10 protein-coding genes and 1 pseudogene are annotated in these 11725 nt (G+C 58.9%); 7 read left to right on the forward strand and 4 right to left on the reverse strand.

The genetic code is table 11. The features are described from left to right. Positions 1-84: 84 nt before the first annotated feature. The 5 genes from X771_RS136745 to X771_RS01040 all read left to right on the forward strand — a co-directional run bounded on the left by X771_RS136745 (position 85) and on the right by X771_RS01040 (position 6256). Positions 85-972, forward strand: a complete 888-nt coding sequence (locus tag X771_RS136745; RefSeq protein WP_031203337.1) for an AraC family transcriptional regulator — start codon at positions 85-87, stop codon at positions 970-972. A 106-nt stretch (positions 973-1078) separates the two neighbouring features. Beyond that, positions 1079-2281: an MFS transporter gene (locus X771_RS136740; protein WP_023690482.1), complete on the forward strand. Its 1203-nt coding sequence runs from the start codon at positions 1079-1081 to the stop codon at positions 2279-2281. Further along, entirely contained in the window at positions 2247-3683 is a 1437-nt protein-coding gene (locus tag X771_RS0135380) for a hypothetical protein (RefSeq protein ID WP_156936057.1), read from the forward strand. The genes X771_RS136740 and X771_RS0135380 overlap by 35 nt, the downstream gene beginning before the upstream one ends. 233 nt (positions 3684-3916) lie before the next feature. Further along, positions 3917-5101 (forward strand): acyltransferase, encoded by a 1185-nt coding sequence (locus X771_RS136735; RefSeq protein WP_031203341.1) that lies wholly within the window; start codon positions 3917-3919, stop codon positions 5099-5101. Positions 5102-5305: 204 nt separating this feature from the next. Next, a complete protein-coding gene (locus tag X771_RS01040) occupies positions 5306-6256 on the forward strand; it encodes a YihY/virulence factor BrkB family protein (RefSeq protein ID WP_084566855.1) in 951 nt (316 codons plus the stop codon). A 918-nt stretch (positions 6257-7174) separates the two neighbouring features. Here the strand turns inward: X771_RS01040 and X771_RS136730 are convergent. Together X771_RS136730 and X771_RS01030 are read right to left on the reverse strand one after the other, a co-directional pair. After that, complete coding sequence (locus X771_RS136730) at positions 7175-7492, reverse strand: YMGG-like glycine zipper-containing protein (protein ID WP_023690487.1); 318 nt, start codon at positions 7490-7492, stop codon at positions 7175-7177. A 184-nt stretch (positions 7493-7676) separates the two neighbouring features. Then, a pseudogene (locus tag X771_RS01030) lies at positions 7677-8002 on the reverse strand (type II toxin-antitoxin system HicB family antitoxin); the annotation flags it as partial. A gap of 192 nt (positions 8003-8194) precedes the next feature. Between X771_RS01030 and X771_RS136725 the strand changes: the two are divergent. Continuing rightward, entirely contained in the window at positions 8195-9721 is a 1527-nt protein-coding gene (locus tag X771_RS136725) for a recombinase family protein (RefSeq protein ID WP_033001555.1), read from the forward strand. Continuing rightward, the gene (locus tag X771_RS0135405; protein WP_023731574.1) at positions 9715-10557 is read left to right on the forward strand and encodes a plasmid partitioning protein RepB C-terminal domain-containing protein; all 843 of its coding nucleotides are present in this window, start codon (positions 9715-9717) and stop codon (positions 10555-10557) included. Before X771_RS136725 ends, X771_RS0135405 begins: the two co-directional genes overlap by 7 nt. Before the next feature lie 202 nt (positions 10558-10759). Here the strand turns inward: X771_RS0135405 and X771_RS1000000168485 are convergent, their stop codons facing one another. Further along, positions 10760-11128 (reverse strand): SOS response-associated peptidase family protein, encoded by a 369-nt coding sequence (locus X771_RS1000000168485; protein ID WP_156936059.1) that lies wholly within the window; start codon positions 11126-11128, stop codon positions 10760-10762. Then, positions 11020-11532: an SOS response-associated peptidase gene (locus X771_RS1000000166080; protein WP_023690491.1), complete on the reverse strand. Its 513-nt coding sequence runs from the start codon at positions 11530-11532 to the stop codon at positions 11020-11022. Before X771_RS1000000166080 ends, X771_RS1000000168485 begins: the two co-directional genes overlap by 109 nt. Positions 11533-11725 lie beyond the last annotated feature (193 nt).

Below are 11725 nucleotides of genomic sequence, written 5' to 3' on the forward strand. Positions count from 1 at the left end.
AGTTATTTGCGTGTTGTTCAGCAACCCATGGTTCGCCACATCATGCGACGACTGGCCACTCGCCAGTAAGGAGGCTGTGGATACGTGAATACTCTTGCCCTCGACCCGACCGAGAATCGCCGCTCACGGCACCAATCCCTTGCCCACAAGTATGAGAGTTGGGGGAGCGTGCGGGCGGACGTAGTCAAAAGAACCGGGCTTGAGCGTCAGGAGACAAGGCTCCTCCAGCCAAACCATGTGTTCTTGATGAACCTGAAGGGCACGGCGTCCCGCGGAGAAGACATTGTGGATGGGCGCCGGATTGCCTTTTTGCCGCGCCGGGCCGGTTCGATAATCTTCATGCCGGCCGGCAGTGATTGGAATGGATGGGACGAGGGGGAAGCGACCGCTTCCTATCTCCTGGTCTCGATTGAAAAAGGGTTCGCCGACGAGGTGTTTGCGGGAATGGCTCGCCATCGCCCGGCAGTGCTGCCGCCTTCGATCGGGTTTCGGGACGGCACTGCAGAGTTGGCGTTGCAGAGGATTGCTTTGGAGCTCAAGCAGCCTGACCCCATCAGCGCAACCATGGTGGAGTGCCAGGCCACGCAATTGCTCGGCCAAATGTTAAGGTTGAACGGCGTCCATCAGGAGCCGGCAAAAGGCGGTTTGTCATCGTTCGATCTCAAGCGGGCAGTGGACATGATCGAGACGTTGTCGGACGGCAGACCTACGCTGGCCGATCTGGCAAAAGAAATTGGGGTTAGCCGGTTCCATTTCTGGAGGGCCTTCAAGCAGTCGACAGGCATGACGCCGCACGCATTCATTGCGCAGCGACGGTTGGAGCAGTCCGCGGACATGCTGCGATCGACCAATCTGTCGGCGACGGAAATCGCGATGGAATGTGGTTTCGGCAGCTCCAGCCATTTCGCGACCGCCTTTAAGCGGGCTTTCGGTGCGGGCCCGACGGAATTTCGTCGTAAGTGGCGAATCTAGGTCGCCGCTTGTTGTTCTCAGCAAGTATCGGAAAACCCCAACATCACAGTAAAGCAGGCTTGGCGGAAGAAGGTATCCATCGGCGGTCAGCTCGGATACGCCGCTCATGTCAAACCTGGTTCGAAATCATCATGCCAAAGGGCGGGCCGGCCGGTCCAATCCGTGCCTCGGATTCCTGGCCAGCACGCTATCGGCGGCCGTTGCCCGAAACGGCTTCTACATCGCCTCCGCCTGGATTGTCGTCGAGCGAGGATACGGAACCGCCGGCGTCGCGACGTTCCTTGCGATCGTCAGCGTTGTCGAATTCATCGCGAGCCCTTTGGCCGGCGTAGCGGCGGATCGATTTGACAGGCGGTGCTTGAACGTTGCGGCAGACCTCAGCCGCTTTCTCGTTATGCTGGCTACCGCTTGCGCGCTCCTCTACATGGACGTGTTTCTGATCATCTGTCTGTCAGCGGCCCTCTTTTCGTTTTGCGACCGTGTCGCCCTTACGAGCTCTCAATCAATGATCCCCGTGATAGCTGACGGCCGCGATCTTGTAGCCTCGAATTCCGCCGTCTTCTTCGTCATGCAGGTCGGCAATCTCGGCGCAGCTTTGCTTGCAGGGCCTTTGCTGCATGATCGCTCCCCAGTCCTGCCATTCACCGTTATTGCTGCCTTCTTTTTGTTTTCATCGGGCTGCCTAGCCTTGATGCGGCTGCAACCGGTTTCGCGTGATGTCCGCTTCGCCAAAATCTCGGCAGCCCAAATCGATCTGAGCCTGCGCCGTCTCATTGTCGTCTACGCGCTTCTCTATACAAGCGCGGTGCTTGTCAGCGTCGTGGGATCTAGCTTCGTCCAGGAGCAGAAGGGTACTGCCGTGGATTTCGGCTACCTCGAGGCTGCATGGTCGGCGGGCTCACTGATCGGTGCGGTCTCTCTATTCCGGATTGAAAGATCGATGAGCACTCATGCGCTCCATCTCATGCTTTTGGGCTTAACGGCGCTGGTACTCATGGCGCTGGCATTTCTGCCCACGCCCTGGACAGTGATCCTTTTTGCCGCGCTCGGATTTATATACAATCTTGGACGCGTCAGCGTTGAAGTCACATTGCAGACGCGTGTGTCGGATTATCTGTTGGGCCGGGCAAAAGGCATCATGCATAGTGTGGCCGTGGTGCTCGGATTACTCGTGTTCGGCATCGCCGCCGCAGTAGCAAATCGAGCATTTCCTTCGACGATTTTCTTCAGCTTTGGCGTAGCGCTCCTCATCAGTGTTTCGTGTTTGAGCGTCAGTGTCGTTCAGACGCAAGAAAAAGGTGAATCGTGAGGTGGAAGAGCTAACAGCAGGCGTAGATGCGAAACAGGCAGTCCTGGGGTCGCTGACGGCACTCTACCCCTGGATGAGCCCATACCATTCCCGGCCGATCCGCGATTATGCGTTTCGCCTGTTTACGGCGCCGGCTTCGGTTCCCATGCCAGAAATCCGGCTCCGAGCCTTCACCAAACTACTCGACATCATCAGGAAGGCAGCGACACGAAACGGGTTGTCTGCCGATACCGCCTCAGAAATCTGCAGGGATTTCGAAAGGCGCCGCGTGTTGCAGACAGGCCCTCATTTGTTTCTCCTCATGGAGCCAGAAGCCTATTACACGCATATCTTCAGCCTCCTTGGTCTCTCGGCGCACGGGTGTTCGACCTACGTTTCCTACGCCGTTTCGACGGTGAATCTCGTCGAAAAGCCACGCAAGGGGCCAGGCTGGCTCACCGTTGACGGGAAGCCGGTCAACGTCTTTGGCCTGAGCCGAAGCCGGATGATCGGGTACAGCCTGCTAGCCGGGCCGGGACCTTACAGGTTCGAGTTGTTACCGACGGAGCCAAGCACTGGGGGCGACGCGCTCACGCTGCTTCGTGCCCTTCTGCCGAAGACGCAATTCGAGCGGCCCGCGCATGCCATCAAGGCAGCCAATCTTACGCTTTGGCCAAAAATGTTCGGAGGCCACTTTTCCTTCCTGCAGATCGACGACGAGGACATCGCCGACCTGGTGGCCGACCATCTGTCGGACGAAAATTCCTGGCTACACATGAGACTGCTGGAAGACCCGAAGTTCGCCTCCAATATCCTTGCCGGCCTCGACGCGATCGCGTCCGGCCCCTGGAGTGGCTGGCTCGCGCGCGGTACCGATTTCTTCTGGTTCTATGAAAATGGCAAACGCCGTCCGCTGCGTCTGATCGCCGGAGAACTCATCGATCCCGCGACCGGTATGAAGGTGGCGTGCTTCACAGCCCCCGATATCCTTGAGCGGCTGGCAAATCGCAGCCTTGTCCCGAATCTCCTGCTGATGTTTCTGGTTTTGTCGATCCTGCCCGGCGTGCGCGCGCTTGGAGGCAGCTATCAGCCGATCTATTACCCCCTGATGCGCTATGTCGTCTCCCGGGCGCTCGAGGCCACAGGCGTGGATGAAGATCTTCAGCAGGCTCTCGCAAGCGACGACGTACCGGGTGCTTGGGGACATCGGGTAATTGAGTGTGATGATGATCCGCTCGAGGTATTCCTGAAGGGCAGGAACGGCGCGATGAGTGATCTCATCGGCCGTTTGGGCGACATTTCCTTCGCCGAGGCTTGTGGAAGCATGAAAGGCTTCGTGACAGACCCGTCGTGGAATGAACTTCACAGCCGACTGCGGCAGGGGTTGGTCACGCCGTCCGATGCGGAATGGGCCTTTTCCTGAAATGTTTTATGCGCTTCCGCAACTGGCATGCGTGTGCCGGTTTGCGAACGGTTGCTTCGCGCCTGATTTCGGTCGTTCGGGACGCGCTGACGGTTTCCTGAAAAGGTGCCTGTCCGTTCAGCCTATTGTCTGGCGAGGAGATCGGCACAATTCGGCATCCGCCATCGTAGCCGTAATTCGTCATCTCTCACCGGGTTGACAATCGCTCCTCAGGCGCCATGCTGCAGTGCAACATGGCTAGCTACGAAACCAGCATCATCAAGTCGTCGCGCATCGTATGCCTGGACGGGCTTCGCGCGCTTGCGGCGATCTGGGTGCTGGTCGGGCACTGCCTGCTTTTGACCGGCTGGCAAATTCCGATCGTCGGCGAGCCGGATCTCGGCGTCGACCTGTTCATCATGCTGTCCGGCTTCCTGATGGTGTTCCACTATCAGCTGCGCCAGGAAAAGGAGCCTTGGCAAAGATCGGCAACCTGGCTCAAATTCTGGACGCGCCGCTATTTCAGGATCGCGCCGCTGTTCTATGTCATGCTTTTCCTGGCGCTGGCGCTTGGCCCCTATCTCTACGATTGCAGGATCATCATCGACGATTTCCTCTCCAGATCGCACCAGGCGCCGGAACGCTACCTCGACGGCAGCCTGAAAAACATCGTTGCCCATCTCACGTTCCTGTTTGGGCTGGTGCCGGACCTCGCCTATCGCACGCCGCTGCCTGACTGGAGCCTGGGGCTGGAGATGCAGTTCTATGCCGTGTTCCCGGCCGTCATGCTGCTGGTGCGCAGGCTGGACTGGATCAGGAGCGCCCTTGTGGTCGCGGCGGCCGGCTGCGTCATCGTGTTTGCGATGCGGCTGTTGTCGATCCATTTTCCGATGCCGTCCTTTCTGCCGCTGAAGATACAGATATTCCTGTGCGGGATGCTGCTGGCCGGAGTCGTGCATCAGAGCCGACCGAGGCCGTTCCTCTATCTGGCATTGGCCATGCTTTTGGCGGCGCTGCCCTTTGGCGGCGACCAGGGGCTGGGCAAGCTTCTGGTGCGTGAAGCGCTTGTGGCGGGCTTCTTTGCGCTGGTTCTCTACCGCATGCTGCCTGGAAGGGCGGGAATGTTGGCGCGAGCGATCGCCGTGACGCTCAGCAACCGGTTCTTCCACCTGATGGGCGAGCTTTCCTTCAGCATCTACCTGAGCCATCTGCTGGTGCTGCAGCCCGTCGCGGCGTTCGTCATCAGTGAGTTCGGCCACGAACTGTCGGCGCCGCTGCGCTTCGCCATCGTCGTTGCCGTTGTGCTGCCGACGGTGACGTTGCTGTCCTGGATCACCTACACTCTGATCGAGGTCCCCGGCCAGAAGGCGGGCCGCTTCGTTGTCCAGCGCTTTGGCCGGAAAATTGCGCCGGTGCTCGAGAAGACCCCGGCGGAGTAGGGCGCCAAGCGCGGCGCATAACCACTGACGTTGCCTGCTCCCCCTGAGGGCGTTAGTAGCCCGCAACCGGAACATCACATGTGCTGGTGCATTGCTAGTGAACGCCAATTCGACTGGGGCGAAAAATGCATCGCGGGATCACAAATGCATGGGCAATGGTGCGAGAAGCCGTCGTTGGGTTCGTCAACGACAATGCTCTCAGCCATGGCGCAGCAATCGCTTTTTATGCCACAACATCGTTGGCGCCAATTCTGCTCATCGTGGTTGCAATTGCGGGTCTCGCATTCGGTCACGAGGCAGCNTGCCACAACATCGTTGGCGCCAATTCTGCTCATCGTGGTTGCAATTGCGGGTCTCGCATTCGGTCACGAGGCAGCCCAAGCGGCATTGTCCGCCCAAATCACAGGGATGATGGGTACAGAAAGCGCAAATATCCTGCAAACCGCACTGAAGAGCGCATCCGAAAAGCCATCCGGCGGCACCTGGGCGGCGGTGATTGGCATCATCACCTTGCTTGTGAGCGCTTCCGGGGTCTTCGGCGAAATACAGCAGTCCTTGAACATGATATGGAAGGTCGAAGCGCAGGGCAGTTCGTTGTCGCGCCTGGTGCGCGCACGTGCGGTAAGTCTGGGACTGGTCACCGCACTTGGCTTCATGTTGCTCGTCTCTCTAGTCGCGAGCGCGGCGATTTCGGCCCTAGGCAACCTCATCAACGCACAGCTGCCGTTCGGGACACTTGTCCTGGCCGTTATCAACGCGGTCGTTTCTTTTGTCCTCCTAGCAGCTATTTTCGCCGCTATCTTCAAGATCTTGCCTGATCGAACCCTGGAATGGCGGGATGTCTGGATTGGCGCGGTTGTAACCGCTGCCCTGTTCACGCTCGGGAAATCGCTTATCGGTTGGTATATAGGCTCCAGCGCGGTCGCGGCCTCATATGGGGCCGCCGGTGGGCTGCTTGTCATCCTGCTGTGGGCTTACTACTCGGCGGAAATTTTTCTTTTTGGTGCGGAAATCACTCGCGCCTATTCCATNGTCATCCTGCTGTGGGCTTACTACTCGGCGGAAATTTTTCTTTTTGGTGCGGAAATCACTCGCGCCTATTCCATTCGACACGGCAGCAGGTCCGATCTGGACGCTGTGCTTCACAGTGCTTGACTTGCAACATACGCCACTAACGATGAAATCGACTAGGCGCGCGGCGCGCCGGCTGGCTGCCTTCGCGACGCCACCCGCATCATCACCCGTCGGCGCCGACCGCATCACCGAGCAGGGCACGCGAGCTGGATACGGTCGACGCCATATGATGAGTGCACGGGTCGCTGGTGGGTCAAACCATCGCGGTCACAGTTTGAGTTGGTTGGGAAGACGCGGTTCAGCGGCGACGCGGACGGCGCTTGCGTATCGGCTTTGATCTCGCGCGCCTGCCGTCCGGCGCCTTCTTGGCGGCAGCGGAGCGGTATAGGTTCATGAGGTCAATCAGGAGCCGAACAATGGCAATTGCAGTTGCAGCATCGAGCCAGCCCGCAATGCTGTTGAGCATCGGGATTGTTCTCCAAGCTTACGACGTGAAAGCGGTCGAAGGACCTTGGCGGCAGTGCAACTCTTCGCCTAGGCAGGGAGTGCCACCTAATCGTTGTGGCACTCAGTTGCCAGCCACCATGACATGAAAAAGGCCTCCGAAGGAGGCCTTTGGATGGTGTGAGCGAGAATCTCCACCAAACAAATTATCCCACATTTTATGCATGCAGCGCAAGCCATTCGGCTTGGCCAAGGCGCGCTTGGCGACCTTGATGTTTGGCACCGTGACCGTCACCCCCGCTCTTCAGCCGCAGCCGATGGTCGCTGTCGGCACTTTCAGCTGCGGCAATGCGATGTCATTGTTGGCGCCATGAAACCAGCGCTTCACGTCGCTTCCGCGAAATGGGATCCTTGCAAGCACCAAGCGCAAGCTCATCAGCCAGAGGGTGTAATGGACTGAGCGGGCGTTCTCATATTGTGAAACGCCGAACGGATCCCGGGTCCCTGGAAGAGCGGCAGCAAACGTCAGAGAGCCGCACTTCCAGGGAGGCTGGATCAATAGTCGTTGTTGTAATAGCGATCATCGCAAGGCGCCGTGTAGATCCGGCCGCGGCGGTCCTGGTAACGGCAAAGCTGTTCGCCGCGGCGCTGCGGCGTGGTCGACTGGCCGATGACGGCGCCGAGCAAGGCGCCGCCGGCGGCACCCACGACCGTGCTTTCGGTGTTGCCGCCCAGTGCCTGGCCGGCGAGGGCGCCGACACCGCCGCCAATGAGTGCGCCTGTGGTTGCCCTCTGCTGCTGTTCGGTCTGGGTCGCGCAGCCTGCAAGTGCTGCAGTCATGAGCACGGCGGCAATGGTTTGTCTGATGATCATCTTGGAACTCCTTTGGAGCCCCAAACGCGGATCGGGGCGAATGGTTGCCAGTTGCTGGCGCATTGCGGCCAAACGGCGGCACGCCCGCTCACGAAATGAGACGTGGTTTCTCGGGCCTTGAAGACAATGGTTGCCAAAGCGGAAACGGCTTTCGCGAACAGGTCGGTAGCGCCTCGGTTTGAATCGCATATCGATCTATCTGGTCGAGGACATCTTCGGGAATGGTGACGTTGACGCGCACCACCTTTGTGGTTCGGCTTTGAGCGCTACCAGGACGGCGACCCGGCTGAGATTGTCATTGTTCGACATGACATCTTCCAGGGATGATGGCTCGGGAATGGCTTCGCCATCCTCGACAAGGCCTTCGAGATGGAAGGCCAGGGCCTCTTCGGCCATGGCGCGGGCGTCGTCGAGGCTGGTGCCGGCGGTGACCACGCCCGGAAAATCGGGAAAGGATACGCCGAAGTCGCTGTCCGCTTGCTTGTGGATCAATCCGATATAGTGACGCACGGGTCGGTTCCCCCAAGGAGCGGCTTCGAGGCTCGATCAGACTATCGAGCCATTCGACACAAACTGTCGAGGTATTCCTAATGGGACCGTAGGAAGCTGCCTAGTAGGTTGGGCATGCCCCAGGCAGACATTGCCTGGGCAACGGTCAAGAGTGTGGGGAAAGTGCCAAAGTTAGATGGCGGGCACCAGACTGTGCCTAGAGTTCGCGCCGCGCAGTACGTGCGCATGTCGACGGAACACCAGACCTACTCGATCGACAACCAAGCGGATGCCATTCGCGACTATGCCGATATCATGGCTTACGACATTGTCGCCACTTACGAGGACCTCGGTCGCAGCGGTTTAAACCTTGGAGGGCGCCCCGGTCTTCAGAAGCTGTTGGCCGATGTCGAAAGTGGGCGAGCCGATTTTGAGACGGTTGTGGTCTATGATGTAAGCCGGTGGGGGCGTTTTCAGAACATTGATGAAAGCGCAGCCTACGAATACCGATGCCAGATGGCCGGCGTGCGTATCGAATTTTGCGCCGAGCAATTCGCAAACGACGGCAGCATCGGGTCAGACGTCCTCAAAGCAATCAAACGGAGCATGGCTGCCGAGCAGAGCAGAATGCTCTCGCAAAAAGTCTTCATCGGCCAGGCAAGGTTGATCCGGCTGGGCTTCCGGCAGGGCGGGAAGGCCGGCTTTGGCCTGCGGCGCCTGCTTGTCGATCAACACGGCCGCTCAAAATGCATCCTTTCATCCCACGAATACAAGAGCCAGCAGACGGATCGAATAGTTCTGGTGCTCGGCCCGCCTGACGAGATTGCGACAGTGAAGTGGATCTTCAGTCACTTTGTCAGAACACGCAAGACAGAGCTGGAGATGGCAAGACTGCTCAACAAACGCGGCGTGCTCAGCGATTTGGGGCGACCATGGACGCGGGAATCCGTGCACTCGGTGCTGACCAACGAAAATTACATTGGCAACAGCGTCTGGAACAAGCATTCGGCCCGGCTGAGAAGCCATCAAGTCCGCAATCCCCCGGAACAGTGGGTGCGGGTGGAAAACGTCCTGGAGCCGATCGTCGACCGCAAACTGTTCGATCGGGCGCAGATCGTGCTCAAGACCATCTATCGCCACATGACCAACAACGAGATGCTGGCCGCTCTTAGGGCACTACTGGCTCGCCGTGGCGCCTTGTCGTTGGCCCTGATCGACGCGGATCCCGGATGCCCGCCGGCCCAACGCTACCAGTGGCGTTTTGGAACCATTGTCAAAGCCTATGAACTGATCGGATACGAGCCATCCAAAAACTACCGCTTCATCGGCGTGAACCGGCACCTGGAATCAATGAGGCTGCAGATTATCCGGGATCTTGTGGGCGCGATTGATAGGCAGGGCGGGGTTGCTGCCCATGACATGGCGATGGACCTCCTGCGGATAAACGAGGAGATCACGATGGCGATTACAATGGCCCGATGCAGGGTTTCCGGCTTCGGCTATCCACGCTGGTTTTCGAAGGCCGATAAACGGCCACTACCCGACATTTTCGTCCTGATCCGTATGAATCCGGGCGACCTGACCATTCGGGACTATTTGCTTGCGCCTGCCCACGAGATCGCGGGTAAATCGGAACTGCATGCCATCAATGGGATACCGCTGGACAGCTATATTTTTCCCACGCTCGACCCGATTATCAGGTTAGCAGAGCGAGAGCCTGTCGGAGGCGTGGCTTGGTAGTCAAGCGCTTAGCCAAGGACGCCGCCTACCGTGCGTTGGAAAACGGTGGCGACAGACATGCGAGCAATATTGTTGCTGGCGCATTAGGGTCCAAGAAGAGGCTTCGTTCACACGAATTTTTGGCGACCTACGATACGGAATGCAAACGCATGCGCGATTTCGTCACGCAAGCGGCAAAGTCTGAACAGAGCCTAGACCGGATAGTAGCGGCGCTCCACCTGATGATGCGCGACAAGCAATTCTGCGCCACGCTGGTGTCCGAGGGCTTCAGGACAATGCCAAGCCTACTGGCACATAGGTTGCGTGGCGCGACCCGCGAGCCGCAAATGTTCTGCTCTCCCGGAAAACCCGCTTCCGAGACAGGCGAGAACCGGAAAGCCGTTAACGGAATTTGCCCTGATGTCCTCGACCTGCTTCGGGACGCGCCGGTAAAAACAAAAATCTTCGGGTTGCTCCAGAAGGTGCTGCCAGCCAGGCAATTGGAGATTGCCCGGCTGATGGTGGCGATGGACCGGGTCAGGATCACCTACGCGAGACTACTCGTCGCTCTGACACCGCAAGCCCTGCTGGTCGAGGGTTTTAATCTCTCAACGATCACCACACAAGCGGAAGACCAGCGCGGCGCGATGGTGCTCGATGTCGGCGCGGTAAGCCTTGCGGTTCTCAGCGCCGCGGAACGTCATGGCCAGGTGGGCCTGGAGCTTGTCGCAGCCAACCGCTTTTTCGACCGGTTGATGGATAATTCCAGAGTGGTGCGGTATCTCGCCCGGACCTTTCCGGGGCATTTTGAAGAGTTTCACAGCTTCTCGATGCCATGCCTCGAACAGGGGCGCTAGATGGTCGGACGTCAACTCCTATAGAAACCGATCGCCGTCGCCGGGATGCAAACAACAGAACCAATGTGACTTCTGTCCAGGCCTCGAAAAGCCAAACCCGCCGAGCTTGCCGCAGCCAGAATGCTCGCAAAGCGATTTTCGATCGGCTCTCGGCCGCGCGGAATCGCTGTCATCCCTTCGGCAAGCCGGCTCGGTTCGTCGCTCATAACGGGTTGATCGGCCCGACCAGGCCGGGATGGTCGTTGGGCAACTTGTTGACGGCGCTCGTGTTCACCTCACGTCCAACGCGGTTGAACTGCAGCTGACCGTCGATGTCGTGGCTGAGAACGTCCTTGAGGCTGTCCTTGGGCGTCGCCGGGTCCAGCCAGGCGTCATAGTAGGCCGGGTCGAGAATGAGAGGCTGCCGATCATGCAACTGCTTCATCGGTTCTCCGGCAGGCTCGGTGATGATGGTGCAGCTGGTTATGTCGAGATTGGAATTGTAAGCCCAAAGCCCGGCGAACGAGAAAGGCGCGTGGCCNATGTGATGATGGTGCAGCTGGTTATGTCGAGATTGGAATTGTAAGCCCAAAGCCCGGCGAACGAGAAAGGCGCGTGGCCTGGCTGGTAGATGTGCCAAGGGTCTTTCTTGCCGTCGGCTGGCGATATCGTCCACTCGTAGAAGCCATCGGCAGGGATCAGGCAGCGCTTGGACTTGTAGGCGTCGCGGAAGGCGGGCGCTGTATCGATGCCCTCAATCCTCGCATTGAACATAGCCGCCTTGGGCATTTCCTTTGCCCAGAAAGGGACCAGCCACCAGCGCCCTTCACGGAGCCTGTGATTGCCATCCTCACCGGCAGTGACGAATGGGACATCCTGAGTCGGCGCGATGTTGTACCGGGGCTCGTCGTTGCGGCCCGTCTCCGCCGGCGCAGTCAGGCGGTAGAGCCGGTGGATTTCCGACCACGACAGATATTTGGTGTAACGTCCGCACATCGCTCTGCCTCAGTTGCGCAGGAGTTCAGGCACGCTGAGCGGGCCAAGGTCGGAATTCTCCTATACTCGTCGCTGCGGCGCCAGACGCCGCGTATCTTGGCGGCGGTGACCGATGATTGCGGTTGTGTGCGTCAAGTTCTGCAAAATGGGGCAGCCATGATGCTGGTCATGCGGCTTGGCGCAGAGCGAGCTT

This window comes from Mesorhizobium sp. LSJC269B00 (genome assembly GCF_000502815.1).
Taxonomy (GTDB): Bacteria; Pseudomonadota; Alphaproteobacteria; order Rhizobiales; family Rhizobiaceae; genus Mesorhizobium.

Coding starts and splice junctions, on each gene's coding strand:
- X771_RS136740 (WP_023690482.1), top strand. CDS start 1,079: ATGTCAAACCTGGTTCGAAATCATCATGCCAAAGGGCGGGCCGGCCGG.
- X771_RS136735 (WP_031203341.1), top strand. CDS start 3,917: ATGGCTAGCTACGAAACCAGCATCATCAAGTCGTCGCGCATCGTATGC.
- X771_RS136730 (WP_023690487.1), bottom strand. CDS start 7,492: ATGATCATCAGACAAACCATTGCCGCCGTGCTCATGACTGCAGCACTT.